Source organism: Plantactinospora sp. CA-290183, assembly GCF_050936375.1.
In the GTDB taxonomy this organism is placed as follows: Bacteria; Actinomycetota; Actinomycetes; order Mycobacteriales; family Micromonosporaceae; genus Plantactinospora.
The window spans coordinates 564152-582805 of record NZ_JBNJMX010000002.1 but is presented as its reverse complement, the minus strand read 5'-3'; the positions used below and the strand labels follow the sequence as shown (position 1 = coordinate 582805).

The window sequence follows — 18654 nt, the reverse complement described above, 5'->3', positions numbered from 1 at the left end:
TGGTCATGCCAACTCCTCGCCGGGACTTCTCGCCCGCTCGCGGCCCGGCCCCACCGGCCGGTCCGTCGGCCGATGGGCTGGCCCGGGCCCGGAAACCAGCCACCTCTCGGGTTCGCCGTGGCCGCAGCGTGGCCAGGTCGAGAGCGGTGCGATGTCCACCACCCACGCCCAGATTGTCATGCCGACCAGCATTTTTATTCACAATCCGGCAGCCGGGGCCCGCCCTGCGGGGCCCGCCAGACCCGGTTGAGCCCCACCGAGAGGGGCGGCGCCTGCCAGGCCGCACCCGCGGCCCGCAGCACCGGATAGGCCAGGCCGCGGTAGGGCCCGGGTGGTTGGCCGTTGAGGAAGGCGACCAGGTGCCGCTGGGTGGCGGCCCGCCCGTAGTCCATGGCGTGCCGCTCCGGCACGACGAAGACCGGGATCCGCGGGTCGGGCCCGGGTGGGTCGGCGATGGCGTCGAGCAGCGGCAGCACGGCGATCATCCGTACGCCCGGCACCGGGCAGAGCATCCGTTCGCGGTACCGGGGCGCGCCGTCCAGCAGGGAACGGGCGAAGGGGTCGTCGGTGCCGAGGCCGTTCCCGCCGGTCCGCCGGACCGCCGCGAAGATCCCCCGCAACACCCAGCCGGTGGCCACGCCCCAGCCGGTACGGGCGTCCGGCGGCGGGTAGTAGACCCGGGCCGGCTGCGGCAGCGGGCTCAGCAGCGCGACCGCCTCGACGTCGGGCGGCCGACCGTCGACGGGACCGGCGAGGCTGTCCAGGTAGGTCCGGACCACCAGGCTCCCCTCGCTGTGCCCGAGCAGCGCCACCGGCCGGCCGGCCCGCCGCCGTACCTCGGCCACCTGCGCGGCGAGCAGTTCGGCGCTGCGGGTCAGCGGCTGGTGCGTGTCGGCGGGGCCGTACGGCAGCGGGCGGCCCTGACCGTCCAGCCCGGCGTAGGAGAAGCGCAGCACCGGCAGCGCCGGCCGGCCCGCCGGGTCGGCGGCGTACGGGGTGACACCGTCGTACCGGGAGTCGTAGCCGCCGACGTAGAGCAGGGCCTGTCGGGGCGCGGGCGCGCCGTCGCGCAGCAGCAGCGGCGGTGGCGGCCGGGCCGCGGCCTGGGAACCCGAGCGGGCCAGTACCCCGCTGGCGGCGAGCGCGGCCAGCAGCACCAGCACCACCGCCGGTACGGTCGGCAGCCGGGGCAGGCGCGGGCGGGCCAGTACGGCGGAGCGGACCAGTCCCCGCCACAGCGGCGCGTTGACCGCACCGACGGCGGCGGCCAGGGGCACGACCGCCCAGCCGGTGACCTGGTCCACGACCACCGCGCCCAGGGTGAGCGCCACGAAGGTGGCCACCGCCCAGAGCACGGTCGTCGGTGGCGGCAGGCCCCGCCACCACGTGCCGGTCATCGGTCCCCGTTGCAGCACCAGGGCGAGCACGAGGACGGCGAGCACCGAGCCGACCGTGAACCAGGAGAGCGCGGTGACCCCGGCCGCCACGGTGATCGCCGCCCAGGGGCCGAGCGCCACCGCCGTCACCGCGGTGAGGGCCAGCGCGGTGCCCGCCAGTCGGGACACCGACGGCCGCTCCCGGCCGGACGGCCAGGCGAGGACGACGATGGCGACGGTGAGCAGCGTGCGCAGCCCGACGGCGCCGAGCAGCGCGGCGGCGAAGGTCAGCCAGGAGTCGTGGTAGACGAGAACCCAGCGCAGGTCGTGGAAGACCCCGAACGGGTTGGGCGCGCCGGCCTGCGGGGCGAGGGCCAGCGCCGACCGGTTTCCGACCGAGACCAGCACCGCCGCCTCGACGGCGGCCGGTCCGGCGGTCAGCGCAAGGAGCAGGGGTACGCGCAGGTGCCGGCCTTGCCAAACCGTACCGTGCCGCTCCGCCACCACCGCACGCACATCCGTCCCCCGCCCGGGCCCGTCCGATCGGCGGTTCGGCCGGCTACCCGACGCGGGCCGGGGTAAACCCGGTCCGGGGTTGGACGAGCGGATCCGCGGCGGCGGGTGGAGGGTGTTCAGTGTGGCGCGCCCGGTGGTCCCGGCGCCGGGCGCGGGGACGGCTCAGGCCCGACCGTCGCGCTGGGCCGCCTCCACGTCGGGGTAGATCGGCATCAGCTGGTCGAGGTTGGTGACCCCGAGCACCCGCCGCACCATCGCGGTCGGTGCGACCAGCCGGACCCATCCCCCGGTGTGCGCGGCGGCCCGCTGGGCCTGCACGAGCATGTTCAGCGCGCCGGAGTCGCAGACCGGCACCCCGGCGAGGTCGAGCACGATCCGCCCCGGGGCGGCGTTGGCCAGGTCCAGCAGGACGGCGAGCAGCGGTTCCCGGTTGTCCACGAAGATCTCTCCGGTGACCCGGACGACGCTGGCGAGGCCGGTTTCGGTGACCTCGAACCGAGGGGTGACGGTCATGGGAGGATCCTGCCAGCCTGCACCGAGGACCACTCGATCAACAGGACGGTCGCGTCGTCGGTCGGCGGACCGGCGAGGTGGTCGGCGATGGCGTGTGCCAGCCGGCGCAACGCCTCCGGCGCGGAGAGTCCGGCGGTTCCGAACCGCTCGGCGAGGTCGATCAGCCGGTCTTCGCCGAACGGCGTACCGTCCCGGCCCCGGGCCTCGGTGATCCCGTCGGTGAAACAGAGCAGCCGGTCACCGCGCTCCAGCCGGGTCTCCGCGAGCCGGGTCCGTGGATCGGGCAGGCCGAGCGGCAGTCGCCGGCCGCCGTCGAGTCGACCCACCGCCCGGCCGCCGCGCAGGACCGCCGGCGCCGGGTGCCCGGCGTTGAGATAGCGCAGCCGGCCGTCGGCCAGGTTCAGGTCCAGCAGTACCGCGGTGGCGAAGCGGGCATCGGTGAACTCGTCGGTCAGGGCGGTGTCGACGGCCCGGCCCATGGCGGGCAGGTCGGCGCCGTCGATGCGGGCGGAGCGCAGGGCCGAGAGCACCACCGCCGTGCCGAGCCCCGCCCGCAGGCCGTGCCCGGTGCTGTCGCAGATCGCCGCGAACGCGTGGTCGCCGTCGACGGCGTAGTCGAAGCCGTCGCCGCCGGCCGAGTAGCAGGGCTCGAAGACGGCGGAGACGGCGAACCGGCCGGTGGCGAATGTCAGCGGTGGCAGCAGCCGCCAGAGCAGTTCGGAGGCCACCGACATCGGACCGGTACGCCGGCTGCGGGCGATCGTGTCGCCGTAGTGGGCCTTGACCGCCACGAGGTGTCCGAGCAGCGCGGCGAGCACGTCCGCCCGGCGCCGGAACCGGTCGCTGCCGACGATCTCGTCGGGGACCTCGATCCGCAGCACGCCGAGCCGGTCGGAGCCGTCCAGCAGCGGCATCCACAACGGCGCACGCTCGCGTCCGGTCGGTCCCGCGCTGCGCGGCTCCCCGGCCATGAAGACCCGGCCGGCGAGGGTGGCGTCGACCGGCAGCGGCTCCTCCGGCGCGTGGCCCGGTTCGGGCACCGGTCGGAGCGCCCGCTGCTCGTGATCGATCAGATAGATCGTGACGCGTACCCGGAGGTCGGCGAGGACGGCGTTGACCGTCGGCGCCAGCTCGTCGGCCTGCGCCAGCCGGCTACGCTCCAGCAGCTCCACCACGGCGTCCCGCCACCGGCGGCCATCCACCTCCACGCCGCAACAGTAGACGCCCGCCGATCGGCCGCCGGGTCGCGGGCTCCGGCTCCGCCCGTTCCGACCTGGGCGCCGGCGGGGTCCCGCGGGTCCTTGCCGGGCCGCGTCGCAGACCGGCCGGCGGCCCACCGGGACCCCGCCGCACCAGGGTCGGCGGACGCACCTAGTCCGCGCGGTGCAGCGGTCCCCACTCCGCGGATCCCTGCTCCTTCACCACGGTGTCCGCCTCGCGCAGCGCCTCCTCCGAGACCCAGGCGACGGGCTGGTGACAGATCACCAGCGGCTCGTTGTCCGGCCCGCGCCCGCACTGCTCGCCCACCATGATCCACGGGGACGCGCCCGGACCGCGCAGGTCGCGGATGTGGCAGTAGTCGTAGAGCCGGCGGGCCACCCAGAGACGCAGCGAGCGGTCGCCCCACCACGGCTCCACCCGGAGCGGGTTCGCCGAGAGGCCGGGCAGCATGACCCCGGTCAGCGCGTCCCGGCTCGCCTGCCGGCCCTGGCGCCCGGCGGGCAGGTCGGCGTCGGGGCCGAGGGACCACCGCACGTACAGCTCGCGATCCCGGCCGACCTCGCGCAGCAGGGTGGCCAGCTGATCCAGGTTCTCCAGGACGTACATCCCGGCATCCTCGCGCCTGCGGTCCACCCTCCGGCAATGCCCCGCCGGAGGGCCGGTCACTCGTACCGGAGCTGCTCGGCTCAGAAGCCGGGGAAGACCCGCCGCAGGTCGTCCAGGCCAAGCGGACCGGTGACCCGTACGGCCTCCGGAGTGTGGCGTGGTCCGAGCCGGCCGGAGACCAGTCGCAGCCACGCCTCGGCCGGGGCGGCCAGCTCGCCGTCCGGGTGCTCCGGCGCGTCGGCCAGCTCGACCCGCTCGCCCAGCCGCAGCCCGTACGTCCGGTCGGGCTCGCTCAGCCGCACCGCCAGCGTCGCCCGCCGGCCGTCCAACGCCTCGGGGCGGCTCGTCCAGCCGATCATGCCGCCGACCTGGTCGAGGAGGAGTCCCACCGCCTCCGGCGTCACCGTCGCGTACGGGTTGAAGGCGACCTCGACGTCCCACTGGTGCAGGGCGAACTCGTTGAGCCGGAACCGGGCCGTCGTGGCGACGTCGACCGGCTCGGGCAGGAATCCGAGGTCGATGCGCAGCTCCGCCCGGTCGCTCGCGCCCAGCGACTCGTACGCCTCGACGAGCCGCTGGTCGGCGGCGAGGAACGCGCTGGCGTGCTCGGCCGGCGGCATGGCGTCCCACCGGTCCCAGACCCGGCGGTTGAAGCCCTCGTCCGGGGCGGCCCCGTCGCCCCGGGCGGCGGAGAGCGCGGCGAGGTTGATCTCGGCGCCGCTGCCGAGGTGGCTGAGCACCTGGGACACCTGCCACTCGCTGGCACCGGAGGGTCGGACCAGGTCGTCCGGGCCGAGGTCCCGGACGAGCGTGGCGAGTTCCTCGTGGCCCGAGCGCAGGGCGGCGATTGTCTGGTCGGCCAGGGTAGCCATGGTTCTCCTGTCACCTCTTCGGCGTCGATGTACGGGGGATGCCACCGGCTCCGGGCCGGCGCGACAGCGAACAAGGCCCCATCATGCCGCGCGACGGGTGCGCCGGCCCGCCGCCCGTGGACGTCGCCTGGGCCCGCTGACGGCGATCGGTCAGCGGGCCCAGGCGATTCCGGGTGGGACGGGGTCAGCCGGTGCAGTTGGGAACCGCCGGGGCGCTGCCGACACAGTTGTTCAGGGTGTTGGCGCTGATCGGCGAGCTGGTGGTGGTCATGGTGCCGTTCTGGCGGTTGACGCCGCCGGCGGCCAGCACCGCGTGGTTGGTCGTCACCGCGGTCTGCGTGAGGGTGGTCGCGGTGGAGTTCATCGCGGCGATACCGCCGCCGCTGACCGCTGCGGAGTTGTTCCTGACGTACATCGGGCTACCGGACACGCCGCTGGTGGTCAGGGTGCCCCGGCGGCCGTTGTAGATGCCGCCGCCGTTGAGCAGTGCGCTGTTGTTGAACACCTCGGACCTGGTGAAGGTCGCGGCGGGCGCGGTGCCGGAGGGGGTGTCGACGTTGGCCAGGCCACCGCCATTGAACGTCGCGCTGTTGCCGCTCAGGCTGCTGCGGGTAAGGGTCACGGCGCCACGGTTCAGAATGCCGCCACCGTCACCGACGGCACTACCATTGGTAAATGCGACCGAGGTGGTGAGGGTGAGGTTTCCGGTCCTGGCCACCTCGGCGATCCGGAATGGCAGCAGCGAGACCCGGGTGATTGTCGCCGGCCCGATCAGTTCCATCGGGGTGGTGATGACCGGCAGCGCGTTGGTGAGTCCGCCGTGGCTGGCGGTCATCCGGTACGTGCAGCCGGAGGCCAGCATGAGGGTGTCGCGGACGGGGGTGGAGTTGGCCAGGTTGACCGCCGTGACGAGCGCGCTCTGGCTGCACGACACGGGAATGGTGGCGGCCGACGCGGCGGGGGCGAAGCTGACCACGCTGCCGGCTACGACTGCGATGCCGACGAGGGCCTGGCTGAGGGTACGGATGCGTCTGATGACGCCTTCTTTCCTCTAACACGATAGGAAGGACCGCGCACAACGCGGATGTGCCGGGAGGAAATGACGCAGGCGGCGCACACAAAAGCGGTGCGGCCTGCCTGTTCGTGCCCGCAGAAGACCCCGGCTCATCAATCACGGTAGCATTTCCGCCATCAACGATTTCGGATGACGTGTTTCAATGTAGTGCCGCCTCCGAAAGAAGTCAACCGGCCGGAATTGCCGAACGTGCAGCAAGAAATGGCCGGAAAAACGGTTTGTTTTCTGAAGCGACTTCCAGATTCGCGTTCCGGCTGGTCAGGCGATCAGGCGGAGCAATCGCCACGGAGAGAACCCACCGGAAATCGGCGCCGACGGGGCGGTTTACGGACCGAACGGTCGGGATCATTCGATGATCAAGATGAATTGTCGGGTGCGTGGATGCGGGGAAAGCCGGCGGGCACCGCTCCCCGGGCGCCGGGGGCGGGTGGTCGCCCCGCCGCACCGGGCCGACCCCCCCCCGCCCGCTGTGCCCGCGCGGGCCCGTGGCCACCGCCGAGCACCCCTCGCATTCGGGAACATGGATCCCGTGGAACTTGTCGGACCGCCGCGACGACTGATGTCGCGAACGGTCGACGTCGGCCGTTCGCGCGGCTCCGCAGGGTCCCGACGTTGCGGATGCAGTGGCCGAGCCGTACCGACACGGCAGCGGTCACGTGCGCACCGTCGCCCGCACAGGGGGTTCACCGTGTCCATCAGCCCGTCCGAGGTGACCACGACCGCGCCCGACGATCCGCCGGAGGCGGCGGAGGTACGGCCGGACGGCCCGTCGCCACCGGCCGGCGCGTCCCGCCGGTCGTGGTCACCGGTCCCGCTGCTGACCCGGCTGCACTTCTACGCCGGGATCCTGGTCGCACCGTTCCTGGCCGTGGCCGCGCTGACCGGGCTCGCCTTCGTGTCGACCCCGCAGCTGGACTCCCTGGTCTACGCCGACCAGTTGCGGGTCGCGCAGGTCGGCGACCGGCCGGAACCGCTCTCCGCGCAGGTCGCGGCGGCGGTCGCCGCGCATCCGGACGGTACCGTCACGGCGGTCCTGCCGGCCACGGAACCGGAGGCCACCACCCGGGTGGTCTTCTCGCTGCCCGAGCTCGGGGAGAAGCAGCACACCGTCTACGTCGACCCCTACACGCTGCGGGTCCGGGGAACCCTCGTCACCTGGTTCGGCTCGACCCCGCTGACGACCTGGCTCGACGACCTGCACCGGAATCTGCACCTCGGCGCCGTCGGCCGGGTCTACTCCGAGGTCGCCGCGAGCTGGCTGTGGGTGCTCGTCCTCGGCGGCCTGACGCTCTGGCTCAACCGGCAGTGGCGATCCCGGGCGCGGGCCCGGCGGATCCTCCTGGCCGACCTGGGCGCGCGGGGCGTCCGCCGTACCCGGGGCTGGCACGCCTCGGTCGGGGTCTGGATGGCGGTGGGGCTGCTGGTCCTCTCCGCGACCGGACTGACCTGGTCGAGGTGGGCCGGCGCCAACTTCGCGACCGCCCTGGAGACCCTCGGCGCGCAGAGCCCGGCCGTCGAGACGGCACTGCCGGACCCGGCGGGCCCGGCCGGCGCCGCCGACGGCGGCCACCACCACGGCGGTACGGCCGGGCCGGAGAGCGCCGCCGCCGACCTGACCGCCGTCGACGCGGTCGTCCGGCACGCCGGCGCGGCCGGGGTCACCGGGCCGGTCGAGCTGGGTGTCCCGACCGGGGCCGGGCAGGGGTGGCTGGTGACCCAGGTGGACAACACCTGGCCGGTACGGCTGGACCGGGTCGTGGTCGATCCGGCGACCGGGGTCGTCGCGCGGAGCGACTTCGCCGACTGGCCACTGCTCGCCCAGGTCTCCAAGCTCGGCATCCAGGCCCACATGGGCTACCTCTTCGGCCTCGTCAACCAGCTCCTGCTCGCCGCGCTCGCCGTCGGGCTGCTCTGCGTACTCGTCTGGGGTTACCGGATGTGGTGGCAGCGCCGGCCCACCCGGTCGGACCGGCGGGCGCCGGTCGGTGCCCCGCCCGCCCGGGGTGCCTGGCGGCTGCTGCGGTGGCCGCTGCTGACCGTCGGCGCGCTGCTCACCGTCGCGGTCGGGGTGGCGCTGCCGGTGTTCGGGGTCACCCTGCTCGGCTTCCTCGCCGTGGACCTGGCCGTCGGGCTGGCAGCTCGGCGGCGCCGGCGGCCGGCGGTTCCGGTCTCACCGGCACCCACCGGCGGATAGCCGGCACAGGTCGGGCGCAGGGCGGTATCCGGGTACCGCCGATCCCTGGATCGGCGGTGCATGGTTCACCCGTGGCCGCGGTGTCACGCTCGGTACGAGCGACAGAAATACCGCCGACCGGGGAGTTGTTGTGCACGACGTGTCCGTACCTGATTTGTCCGGAAAGCTCGCCCTGGTGACCGGGGCGAGCGACGGCGTCGGCCTCGGTCTGGCCGGGCGGCTGGCCCGGGCCGGCGCCGAACTGGTGCTGCCGGTCCGCAATCCCGTCAAGGGCGCCGCCGCGGTCGAAAGGATCCGCGCGCTCGTCCCCGGGGCGGCGGTCACCACCCGGGAGCTGGACCTGGCCTCGCTGGACTCGGTGTCCGCGCTGGCCGACTCGCTCAACCGCGAGGGCCGGCCGGTCCATATCCTGGTCAACAACGCCGGGGTGATGGCCCCCGCCACCCGGCACACCACGAGCGACGGCCTGGAGCTGCAGTTCGGCACCAACCACGTCGGCCACGTGGCGCTCACCGGGGGGATCCTGCCGCTGCTGCGCGCCGGCCGGGCCCGGGTCACCACCATGTCCAGCAGTGCCGCCCGGTTCGGCAGGATCGACTGGGACGACCCGCAGAGCGAGCGGCGCTACTCACCGGTCCGCGCGTACAACCTGTCGAAGCTGGCCAACCTGCTGTTCGGCCTGGAGTTGGAGCGGCGGAGCAGGGCGGGCGGCTGGGGCATCGTCAGCACCGTCGCACACCCGGGGACGACCCTGACCAACCTGTACGCCGCCGGCCCGAACCTGGGCCGCGCGCGTCCCTCCCGGCAAGAGTCGATCATGAAGTGGCTCGCCCGCCGAGGACTGTTCGTGCAGACCGTCGACACGGGCCTGCTCCCGGCCCTGTACGCGGCCACCAGCCCGCAGGCGCGGGGCGGCCACCTCTACGGCCCGGACGGCCTGGGCCAGTTCACGGGTGGTCCGACCGAACTGTCCATCTACCGTTCGGCGCGCAACGAGGCCGACGCCGCCCGGCTCTGGGACGTCTCGGAACGGCTGGCCCGGGTCCGGTTCGCCGCCGTCTGAGGTCTCCGCACCGCTCGTCGTCCCCATCTCCCACCGTCGGCAAGGAGGCTGACCCGTGGACCGCGCTCGACTGGCCGACTTCCTGCGTACCCGGCGGGAGGCGCTGCAACCGGAGGATGTCGGGCTGCCCCGGGGACGGCGGCGGCGTACCGGAGGGCTGCGCCGTGAGGAGGTCGCCGCGCTGAGCGACATGTCGACCGACTACTACAGCCGGCTCGAACAGCAGCGCGGGCCGCACCCGTCGGAGCAGATGCTGGCCGCGCTCGCCCGTGGGCTGCGCCTCTCCCTCGACGAGCGGGACCACCTGTTCCGCCTCGCCGGCCATGCCACGCCGCGGCGGGTACGGCGCACCGACCACATCAATCCGGGGATGATGCGGATCCTCGACCGGCTCGCGGACACCCCGGCCCAGGTGGTGAACCTCCTCGGCGAAACGCTCACCCAGACCCGGCCGGCGGTCGCACTGCTCGGCGACGAGAGCGGGTACACCGGACTGGCCCGCAGCCTGCACTACCGGTGGTTCACCGACCCGGCCGCCCGGCTGAGCTACCCGGAGGAGGACCATCCGACGCACAGCCGGCTCATCGCGGCGCACCTGCACGGCGCGTACACCCGGGACGGCCGGGGCTCCCGCGCGGCCGGCATCGTCGACGCGCTGCTGGCGGCCAGCCCGGAGTTCGCGGAGATCTGGCGCGAGCACCCCGTCCCGGGCCCGTACTGCGCGCCGAAACGCATCCGACACCCGCGGGTCGGGCTGCTGGAACTGCACTGCCAGACCCTGGTCGACCCCGACCAGTCCCAGGCCCTGCTGGTCTACACCGCCGCACCGGGCAGCGAGAGCTACGAGAAGCTTCAACTGCTCTCGGTCGTCGGAGACCAGCGCCTCTGACGCGCCGCCCGAGGCGCCTGACCGGCGTTCCCATGGGCCAGCGCCACCTCGCGTCACCCCGGACACCGGATCCCAGGGCACCGGCGGGCCCGCCTGATCCGCTGGTGATGCTCCGGGCGCCGCAGCCTCGCAAGTGCCCGGCCTCCTACCGTGGGAGGAGGTTGGCTCGTACCGGGGGCCGGCCGCCGGGCCCGGCGGCTGGTGTGCCGGGGCGCCCCGGCGACGACCGTGAGGGCATGACCTATTCACCGGTTTCTCTGCGGCGGGCCATCGCCTGGCATCCGCCCCTCATGCTCTTCGCCGGCACCATGGCGGCGCTCGCCGTCGTCGCCCTGGCCGGGCTGGTCGTCGACGACCGGGAACTGCTCGGCGCGCCGGTCTGGCTCAAGCCGTTCAAGTTCGCCGTCTCGTTCGTGGCCTACGCCGTCACGCTGGCCTGGATGATCCCGCTGCTCCGCCGTGGCCGCCGGACCGCCCGGTGGACCGGCACCGTCGTGGCCGTGGCCGGCATCCTGGAGGTGGGGCTCATCGTCGGGCAGGCGGCCCGGGGCCGGCAGAGCCACTTCAACAACACCACCCCGCTGGACGAGATGATCCTGATGGGGATGGCCGGCATGGCGGGGGTGCTCTACCTCGGCACGCTGGTGGTCGCCGTACTGCTGATGATCCAGCGGGTGGGTGAGCCGGCCATTACGTGGACGCTGCGGCTGGGCGTGCTCATCGCACTGGCCGGCATGGGGGTCGGGTTCCTGATGGTGCTGCCGACCGACGCGCAACTGGCCGCCGGCACCGGCGACATCGTGGGCGCACACAGCGTCGGCGTGCCCGACGGCGGAGCCGGGATGGCCGTCACGGGGTGGAGCACCACCGGCGGGGACCTGCGGATCTCGCACTTCGTGGGAATGCACGCCCTGCAGGCGCTGCCGCTGCTCGCGATCGCGCTCGCGGCGCTGGCCGGCCGTTTCCCCCGACTGCGCGACGGCCGGGTACGGCTCCGGCTGGTCCTGGTGGCCGCGGCCGGGTACTCCGGTCTGGTCGCCCTGGTGACCTGGCAGGCCCTGCGCGGCCAGCCGCTGATCGACCCGGACGGTGCCACGCTCGCGGCCGCCGGCCTGCTCGCGGCGGCCACCGCCGTCGGCGCGGTGGCCGCGCTGCGCCGGCGCCCGCCGGCGCCGGCGCCCGAGGCGGAGCGGATCGAGGTGTACCGATGAGCACACTCCTCTTCGGGCTGGTGTTCCCGCTGGTCGTTCCGTTCTGGACCCTGATGATCCTGGCCCCGGGATGGTCCCGGACCCGCCGGATCATCGCGTCGCCGTGGATCGTCGCGCCGCCGCTGGTGGTCTACGCGATGCTCACCGTGCCGCACCTGGACGTGCTCTGGCCGGCGGTGACGGCACCCACATTGGACGGTCTGCGCGACGCCCTGGCCGTGCCCGCCCTCACCGCGGCCGCCTGGGCGCACTTCGTCGCCTTCGACCTCTTCGTCGGCCGGTGGATGTACCGGGACAGCCGGGAGCGCCGGGTCCACCCGCTGGTGATGGCGCCGCTGCTGGTGCTGACCATCCTGCTGGCCCCGCTGGGCCTGCTCGGCTACCTGCTCGTCCGGTCCGCCCGCCCGGCCGCCGCGCCGGCGACCGCCCGGAAAACCGAGCGGTCCGCCGGGGTCCCCGCCGTCGACCCGCGCGCCTAGGCTGGTGCCGTGGTGACGCGCTGGGTGTCCCGGCTGTTCGACGACCGGTACGCGTGGCTGCGACTGACCCTGCTGGCCCTGAGCGGCGTCGGCTACCTGCTGATGCGCGCCGACGTCGCCGAGCCGTACGCCACGATCGACTGGGTCTTCGCCGCCGTCGCCCTCTCGCTGGTTCCGCTCCACGCGCGGTGGCCGCTGGCCGGCGCGCTGGCGTCGTCGCTGGTCGTCGGCCTCGCCGTCTGCTTCGGCGAGGCCGCCCCGGTGGTGCCCGAGGTCGGCGCCACCTGGGCGGTCCTGGAGCTGGCCCTGCGGGCCCCGATCCGACGGGTCGGCATCGGGGTGGCGGCGCTGGCGACGGCGCACCTCCTCGACCACCTGCCGTCCGACCTGCTGACCTGGCTCTACGACGTCGCGATCACGGTCGGCGTGCCGACGCTGATCGGGATCAACATCCGGTCCAGCCACCAGCTCGCCCGGCAGGCCGAGCAGCGGGTGGCGGTCGAGGCGCACGCCGCCCGGACCGGCGAACGGGCCGCCATCGCGCGCGAACTGCACGACCTCGTGGCGCACCACGTCGCCTCGATGGTGCTGCGGGTCGGCGTGGCCCGTCACGTGCTGCACGACGCTGACCCCCGGGTCACCGAGGTCTTCGACGACCTGCACAGCAGCGGTACCGCCGCGCTGGCCGACCTGCGCCGGCTGGTGGCCGTGCTCCGCAATCCCGCGATGGTCGCCGACGGGTCGGCGTACGTGCCGATCGAGCCGGGGGCGCTGCCGGCCGCACTCGCCAGCACCGTGGACCGTGCCGTCAGGAGCGGCCTGACGGTGGACGCCACGATCGACCCGGCGGTGGCGGGGCTGGACACCGTGCGCGGGCTGGCCGTGCTGCGGCTCACCCAGGAGGGGCTGACCAATGTGGCGAAGCACGCCGGCCCGGCGGCCCGGGCCCGGCTCCGGGTACGGATGGTCGACGAGGCGGTGCACTGGGAGATCACCGACGACGGTGGCGGTGTGCGGGGCACCCACGCCGAGCCCGGCCACGGGCTGACCGGCATGCGCGAGCGGGTCGAGGTGCTCGGCGGCACCCTCACCGCCGGCCCGGACGGCACCGGGTGGCGGCTGCGGACCGTACTGCCCGCCGGGGTCCGGCAGTGATCCGGGTCCTGCTCGTCGACGACCAGCGGCTGGTCCGCGCCGGGCTGCGCATGCTCTGCGAGTCGGCCCCCGACATGGCGGTGGTCGGCGAGGCGGAGAACGGCCAGCAGGCGATCCGGCTCGCCGAGCAGGTGGCGCCGGACGTGGTCCTGATGGACCTGCGGATGCCGCTCGTCGACGGCACGGCCGCGACCGCCCGGATCCACGCCAGTCGGCCGGCGGTACGGGTGGTGGTGCTGACCACGTTCGACGACGACGACCACCTGTTCCCGGCGCTGGCCGCCGGTGCGTGCGGTTTCCTGGTCAAGGACGCCACCCCGGACGAGTTGCTGGCGGCGGTGCGCTCGGCGGCGGCCGGGGAGACGCCGTTCAGTCCGGCGGTGCTGCGGCGACTCGTCGACCAGGCGGTACGGACCCGGGTCGGGGAGATCCCGGCCGCACTGCCGGGCACCCTGACCGCCCGCGAGCGGGACGTGCTGGCGCTGGTCGGCGTGGGCCTGTCGAACCGGGAGATCGCCGACCGGCTGCACCTCGGGGTGACGACGGTGAAGACGCACGTGACGAGCCTGCTCGCCAAGACCGGCGCGGCCAACCGGATCCGGCTGGCGCTGCTGGCCGCCCAGTCCGACCTGACCGGCGGCGGCTGACCGGTACGTCGGCGCCCGTGGCCGGGTCACGACCCCCAGCGGTCGGTCGCGGCCAGGATGGCGGCGCTCACCGGCACGCGGGTCAGGAAGGTGCGGCGGTGCTCGGCGGCGGCCATCGTTCCGGCCTTGGCCAGCAGGATCTCCCGGGCCCGGGCGAGCGCCCGCTGCGCGTCGGCGTGCCGCCCGGCACGTCGCAGCACGTCGTGGTGCACCAGGTGGACCTCCTCGCTGCGCAACGCCGGCAGCGCCCCCGCCTTCTCCAACCGGACCGCCGCCTGCTCGGCCAGCGTGACGGCGCCCGGCAGGTCACCGAGTTCGAGCCGCACCTGGGCGTGCAGGGTCAGCGCGTTGAGTTCGCTGCGCAGGAAGCCGGTGCGACGCGCGTCCTGCGCATTCTCCACCAGCAGCCGGGCCGCGGCCGCCGGGTCCCGCCGCTCGTAGCCCGGGTGGATGAGCAGCTCGGCGAGGTAGTTGCGCAGGATCGGGCGGACGCTCGCGTGCCGGGTCTGGCGGAGGTGCCGCCACCCCTCGTTGATCGGGCCGGCCGCCTCGACCGGCCGGCCGCTCTCCAGCTCCAGCTTCCCGAGCAGGCCCAGGTTGTAGCCGAGGTGTGTGCTGGCGTCCGGCTCCCGGGGCGTACGGTCGATCGCCCGGCCGAGTATCTCCCGCCCCTCCGCGAAGCGGCCCGCGGCCACCAGGAGCTGCCCGAGGTAGTTGGACATCATGAGGAACTGGTCGAGGATGCCGGCGGCCTCCAGGTCGGCGAGCGCCCGGCGCAACCAGCGCTCGCCCTCGTCGAAGTTCCCCGCGTCGAACTGGCCGACCCCGAGGAAGCCCGCGATCCGCCCCGAGCGCACCAGCACCCCGATGTCGCGACCGTCCAGCCCGTCGACCAGCAGGTGTGCCTCGGTGAGCAGTTCCAGTGTGCGGTCCAGATCCCGGCCTGCCATGTGGTGGCCGAGTTCGGCGATGGCGTCGACCTGTGCCAGCGGGTCGCCGCTCTCCCGGGCGTACCGGACCGCCTCCTCCAGCACCGAGATCGCCTCGGGCAGGCTGTTCGTGGCGATCAGGTGCGCGCCCTGCGCGTGCCGGGCCATCGACTTCAGCAGCGGGTCGCCGCTGTCGTCCGCGGTGGCCAGCTCCGCCGCCACCAGCTCGGCGGTCGACCGCTGCGGTGACCCCTCGGCGCCCCACCAGCGCTGGGTGGCCGAGAGCAGCACATGCAGCGCCCGGACCCGGGGCTCCGGTCGCCGTACCGGCTCGGCGTCGAGCAGGTCGAGCGCCTGCTCGCACAGCGTGACGGCCTCGCGGTCCCGACCGTGGAAGTAGGCGAGCTCGGCCCCGCCCACCAGGTCCTCCGGTTTACTCATCCCGCACCCGCTCTCCGCAGTCGGTCCGCCTCGGCGCTGAGCCATGCCGCCGGGCAGAGGTCCGGGTTCGCGCCGGCGTGCCGGGCCGCCTCGGCCAGCCGCGCGGACGCCTCGGGTACGTCGCCGGCCAGCATCGCGGCGGCGGCGAGCGCGAGCGCGGCGGCGGCGGGCTCCTCGGCGCTGCCGGCCCGCTCGAACGCGCGCCGACTGAGCTGCGCCTCGCCGGTGGCCTCCTGGAGTCGCCCCGCCGACCAGTAGACCCAGGCGAGGTTGTATCGGCAGAAGCCCTCGACCCTCGGCTGCTCGGAGGTGAAGGCGTCGGCCAGGCCGAGCTGGAAGGTGTCGGTCGCCGCCCCGGCGTCACCGAGCCCGAGCAGCGCGAGGCCCAGCACGTTACGGGCGTACCCGATGGCCTCGGTGACCCGGGTGCGCTCGTACGCGCCGATGGCGGCGACCGCCTCGTCCCGGGCCTCCTCCCACCGTCGCCCGACGAGGTAGGCGGCGCTCTTCGCGTCCCGCGCCCGCGCCACCAACAGGTCGTCGTCGTGCGCCTCACCCAGCTCGCGCAGCCGCTCGGCGGTGCGCAGCCCGTCGCCCATGTTGCCGAGATAGCTGTAGGCGAGGCTGACGTTGATCAGGGAGTGGCTCTCGTTGTGGTGGTTGCCGAGCCCGTGCGCCAGGTCCGCGGCGGCCAGTCCGGCGGCGATCGCGTCCCGGAGCCGGCCCGCGGGCCGGTACGCGCCGGCGAGCAGGCGGAGCGCGTTCTCCACCTTCCGCTCGTCCCCGTCGGCCCGGGCCAGTTCCTCGGCGCGCTCCAGCAACGGCACCGCGGCGGCCACCGGGCCACCGATCGTGCGGGCGAAACCGTACCCGAGCAGGTGCCCCAGAATCGTGTCGTCGTCGGTCAGGTGGCCGTCGATGTCGGCGTGCATCTCGATGACGGCCGCCGTCGAGCCGCGCCAGACCATGAACTCGCCGATCTGCTCCAGCAACCGCGCGGCCGGGCCGTAGTCGTACGCCTTGACCCAGTGCTGGAACGCCCAGCGGTACGCCGACACGTCGTCGACGACCTCCCACCGCGACTCGTCCGGTGCCTCGTGCAGGTACCACTGCGCGGTCCGCCGTTCCAGCGACCGCCGGCCGAGTACGCCGGACTCCGGCAGGCCGGCGTACGCCAGGTCGGCGTCGAGCGGGTGCAGCACGAATGTGCGGGACCGTCGGTCCAGCGTCGCCATGTGGGTACGCGCCAACGTGGCGAGGGCCGGAGCGGCGTCGACGGCCGGCGCGATCGGCCGGAGCACCCAGGCGATCGCCTCCACCGACGCCGGCCGGTGAAAGACCGCGAGCACGTCCAGCACGATCCGGGCCGGCTCGTCGAGGCGGTGGTAGCGGTCCTGGGCCAGGCCGGCCACGATGTCGCCGCGCCCGGCGAAGGAGGTCAGCATCTCGTCCAGCGACGGCATGGTCAGGTAGTCGTCGCTCATCGCGGCGAAGACCAGTTCCAGCGCGCGGGGGATGCCGTGCACCTTGCGGGCCATCTCGGCAAGTTCGGCACCGCTGGCGTCGCCCAGCGCCGTCGTCCCGGAGCGGTCGAGGTCGCGCAGCAGTTCGACCGCCTCCTCGGTGGGGAGTCCCTGGTCCAGCCGGAGGCGGGCCTCGTAGCGGCGGACCGCCGTGGGTAGGGCGGGCGGCACCTGGCTGGTGATCAGCAGGCGCGGCGGGTCCGGCGCCCGGAAGACCAGGTCGAGCAGGAGCCGCAGGCCCTCGTCCGTCACCTCCCCCTCGTCCGTGAGGTGGTCCTCCAGGTTGTCGACGATGATCAGGCAGCGCAGCGGGGCCAGCGCGGTGAAGAGTTCGAGTACCTTGTCGGCCGCCGAACGGCCGCTGGACCAGACCTGGAGCAGGCGCTCCTCCTCAGCGGGGCCGAGCAGGTGGGCGGCGTCGAGGAAGATCCGCTCCAGGCTGATCCCGGAGGTACGGGAGCTGACGTTGACGATGCCGCCGGGACGGTGTCCGTCGAGGGCCGTCACCAGCCGCTCGGTGGCCTTGGCAGCGAGGGCGCTCTTGCCGATGCCACGCCGGCCGACGACGGTGACGACGCGGGTGTCGGGCCGCGCCAGCGCCTCGACGACGTGGTCGATCTCATCGACCCGGTTGCGGAAGGTCTCCAGCCCGTAGGCCACCGGAACACCGACCACTCTGGTCTCGGTCGCGCGCATCGGCACCGCCCGGAATGATGGAGCGAACCTGCGGTCCAGGACACCGGACCGTCACCGTCCCTTCCCGACGATAACCGAGCGCCGCCACCCAGGGGATGAGGCAGATGCTGGTCAGGCTCTGGCGACACGCCCGCGACCCCAACACCACCCTGCCGATCCTCGCGACACTTGTCGGGGCCGGGATGGTGGTGGCGGGCTGGCTGATCGAGGGCCGGTCCTACCTGCCCGGCCTGCTCCAGCAGTTCGGCTCGGCACTGGTGATGCTGATGCCGCTGCTGTTCCTCGGCCGGATGCTGGAGGCGCGGATGCGCCGTACCGAGGAGCAGACCCGGTCGATCTCCAGCGACCTGGCCCAGGTGCGTACCGAGGTCTCGGCGACGGCCGCGATGATCGACGCGTTGAGCGCGACCAGCCGCGACGACATCGAGCGGCTCGGCGAACGCCGGGACGAGGCGTTCGCCGCCGCCGACCGGTCACCGACCCAGCGCGCCGTGGCCCGGGTACTTGCCGAGGCCGACTCCGTCTCGGCGATCGCGCCGAACGGGGTACGGGTGAAGGTGCGCGGGTCCGGCGCGCGGCTGCGGATCCGGGCGCCCCGCTCCCCGGCCGAGGCGGCGAGCCTGCCGGTGGGGCTGGAACGGGCCGACGGTCAACCGTTGGACATGCTCGACTGGCGCGCCGGAGAGAGCGCGGCGGACCTCACCGGCCGGGTCGCGGCGGCCCTCGCGGTGGAGGCCGACGCGTTGCTCGGCGGATGGACCGGCGCTCTGGTGCACACCCTGCGGACGGCGGTCGCCGCACAGACCGGCCGGCTGCCGGTAGAACTGGGGCCGGTCGTCGAGATGCCCAACGACCAGTGGGTGATCTCCACCGACGGGCTGCACTGCGTGGAGCGGCCGTACCACATCCCGCTGGCGCGCCTGCTCGACCGCCGGGAGGATTGGCCCCGGCACATGCGCACCAAGAGTTGGGTGGCACACGGCAAGTTCGTCGAGGCGTACGACCTGGCGCTGGCCCTCGTGGACAACGGACGGCACTGACCCCCGGTTGATCGGGGTGGACCGGTGCTGAGCTGCACCGACGGCGGCTCCGGCCAACTCGGCGCAGAGGGCATCGCCGTGGCCTCGGCGCCGGCACGACGGACCGGACAAGATCATTGTTGATATTTGCAACTGTCGATGCGACACTACCGGAAGCGCTCCCACACCGATCCCCCACCGTCAAAGAACGGAGGACGTACCATGCCTT

General features: G+C 73.9%; 16 protein-coding genes. 8 read left to right on the top strand and 8 right to left on the bottom strand.

Annotation, left to right across the window (positions count from 1 at the left end):
- Nucleotides 1-194: 194 nt before the first annotated feature.
- From ACQEUR_RS07560 to ACQEUR_RS07535, 6 genes are all read right to left on the bottom strand, one after another.
- The gene (locus ACQEUR_RS07560; protein WP_433027415.1) at nucleotides 195-1892 is read right to left on the bottom strand and encodes an esterase/lipase family protein; all 1698 of its coding nucleotides are present in this window, start codon (nucleotides 1890-1892) and stop codon (nucleotides 195-197) included.
- Between the two features lie 162 nt (nucleotides 1893-2054).
- Complete coding sequence (locus ACQEUR_RS07555; protein ID WP_433027412.1) at nucleotides 2055-2405, bottom strand: STAS domain-containing protein; 351 nt, start codon at nucleotides 2403-2405, stop codon at nucleotides 2055-2057.
- On the bottom strand, nucleotides 2402-3613 hold the full coding sequence (locus tag ACQEUR_RS07550; RefSeq protein WP_433027409.1) for a PP2C family protein-serine/threonine phosphatase: 1212 nt from the start codon (nucleotides 3611-3613) through the stop codon (nucleotides 2402-2404). The genes ACQEUR_RS07555 and ACQEUR_RS07550 overlap by 4 nt, the downstream gene beginning before the upstream one ends.
- Before the next feature lie 163 nt (nucleotides 3614-3776).
- Nucleotides 3777-4232: a DUF6098 family protein gene (locus ACQEUR_RS07545; protein WP_433027406.1), complete on the bottom strand. Its 456-nt coding sequence runs from the start codon at nucleotides 4230-4232 to the stop codon at nucleotides 3777-3779.
- Nucleotides 4233-4312: 80 nt separating this feature from the next.
- Nucleotides 4313-5104, bottom strand: a complete 792-nt coding sequence (locus ACQEUR_RS07540) for a maleylpyruvate isomerase family mycothiol-dependent enzyme (protein WP_433027403.1) — start codon at nucleotides 5102-5104, stop codon at nucleotides 4313-4315.
- A gap of 184 nt (nucleotides 5105-5288) precedes the next feature.
- The gene (locus ACQEUR_RS07535; protein WP_433027400.1) at nucleotides 5289-6038 is read right to left on the bottom strand and encodes a hypothetical protein; all 750 of its coding nucleotides are present in this window, start codon (nucleotides 6036-6038) and stop codon (nucleotides 5289-5291) included.
- Between the two features lie 829 nt (nucleotides 6039-6867).
- Between ACQEUR_RS07535 and ACQEUR_RS07530 the strand changes: the two genes are divergently transcribed.
- From ACQEUR_RS07530 to ACQEUR_RS07500, 7 genes are all read left to right on the top strand, one after another.
- A complete protein-coding gene (locus ACQEUR_RS07530) occupies nucleotides 6868-8373 on the top strand; it encodes a PepSY-associated TM helix domain-containing protein (RefSeq protein ID WP_433027397.1) in 1506 nt (501 codons plus the stop codon).
- Between the two features lie 139 nt (nucleotides 8374-8512).
- A complete protein-coding gene (locus tag ACQEUR_RS07525; RefSeq protein WP_433027394.1) occupies nucleotides 8513-9436 on the top strand; it encodes an SDR family oxidoreductase in 924 nt (307 codons plus the stop codon).
- A 55-nt stretch (nucleotides 9437-9491) separates the two neighbouring features.
- Complete coding sequence (locus tag ACQEUR_RS07520) at nucleotides 9492-10325, top strand: helix-turn-helix transcriptional regulator (protein WP_433027391.1); 834 nt, start codon at nucleotides 9492-9494, stop codon at nucleotides 10323-10325.
- Between the two features lie 236 nt (nucleotides 10326-10561).
- Nucleotides 10562-11536 carry a hypothetical protein gene (locus ACQEUR_RS07515; RefSeq protein WP_433027388.1) on the top strand — a complete coding sequence of 325 codons (975 nt, stop codon included), beginning with the start codon at nucleotides 10562-10564 and terminating at the stop codon, nucleotides 11534-11536.
- Nucleotides 11533-12015, top strand: a complete 483-nt coding sequence (locus tag ACQEUR_RS07510) for an ABA4-like family protein (protein ID WP_433027385.1) — start codon at nucleotides 11533-11535, stop codon at nucleotides 12013-12015. The genes ACQEUR_RS07515 and ACQEUR_RS07510 overlap by 4 nt, the downstream gene beginning before the upstream one ends.
- 9 nt (nucleotides 12016-12024) lie before the next feature.
- Nucleotides 12025-13170, top strand: a complete 1146-nt coding sequence (locus tag ACQEUR_RS07505) for a sensor histidine kinase (RefSeq protein ID WP_433027382.1) — start codon at nucleotides 12025-12027, stop codon at nucleotides 13168-13170.
- Nucleotides 13167-13817, top strand: coding sequence for a response regulator (locus ACQEUR_RS07500; protein WP_433027379.1), 651 nt, complete (start codon nucleotides 13167-13169; stop codon nucleotides 13815-13817). The genes ACQEUR_RS07505 and ACQEUR_RS07500 overlap by 4 nt, the downstream gene beginning before the upstream one ends.
- A gap of 26 nt (nucleotides 13818-13843) precedes the next feature.
- Here the strand turns inward: ACQEUR_RS07500 and ACQEUR_RS07495 are convergent, their stop codons facing one another.
- Together ACQEUR_RS07495 and ACQEUR_RS07490 are read right to left on the bottom strand one after the other, a co-directional pair.
- The gene (locus tag ACQEUR_RS07495) at nucleotides 13844-15187 is read right to left on the bottom strand and encodes a hypothetical protein (protein ID WP_433027376.1); all 1344 of its coding nucleotides are present in this window, start codon (nucleotides 15185-15187) and stop codon (nucleotides 13844-13846) included.
- Nucleotides 15184-17412 (bottom strand): hypothetical protein, encoded by a 2229-nt coding sequence (locus ACQEUR_RS07490; RefSeq protein WP_433027373.1) that lies wholly within the window; start codon nucleotides 17410-17412, stop codon nucleotides 15184-15186. The genes ACQEUR_RS07495 and ACQEUR_RS07490 overlap by 4 nt, the downstream gene beginning before the upstream one ends.
- A gap of 98 nt (nucleotides 17413-17510) precedes the next feature.
- Between ACQEUR_RS07490 and ACQEUR_RS07485 the strand changes: the two genes are divergently transcribed.
- Nucleotides 17511-18446, top strand: coding sequence for a hypothetical protein (locus ACQEUR_RS07485; protein WP_433027370.1), 936 nt, complete (start codon nucleotides 17511-17513; stop codon nucleotides 18444-18446).
- Nucleotides 18447-18654 lie beyond the last annotated feature (208 nt).

Bases quoted from the DNA above. Each gene is read 5' to 3' on its own strand.
- ACQEUR_RS07515 (WP_433027388.1), top strand. From the start codon at position 10,562: ATGACCTATTCACCGGTTTCTCTGCGGCGGGCCATCGCCTGGCATCCG.
- ACQEUR_RS07540 (WP_433027403.1), bottom strand. From the start codon at position 5,104: ATGGCTACCCTGGCCGACCAGACAATCGCCGCCCTGCGCTCGGGCCAC.
- ACQEUR_RS07495 (WP_433027376.1), bottom strand. From the start codon at position 15,187: ATGAGTAAACCGGAGGACCTGGTGGGCGGGGCCGAGCTCGCCTACTTC.
- ACQEUR_RS07510 (WP_433027385.1), top strand. From the start codon at position 11,533: ATGAGCACACTCCTCTTCGGGCTGGTGTTCCCGCTGGTCGTTCCGTTC.
- ACQEUR_RS07485 (WP_433027370.1), top strand. From the start codon at position 17,511: ATGCTGGTCAGGCTCTGGCGACACGCCCGCGACCCCAACACCACCCTG.
- ACQEUR_RS07545 (WP_433027406.1), bottom strand. From the start codon at position 4,232: ATGTACGTCCTGGAGAACCTGGATCAGCTGGCCACCCTGCTGCGCGAG.
- ACQEUR_RS07555 (WP_433027412.1), bottom strand. From the start codon at position 2,405: ATGACCGTCACCCCTCGGTTCGAGGTCACCGAAACCGGCCTCGCCAGC.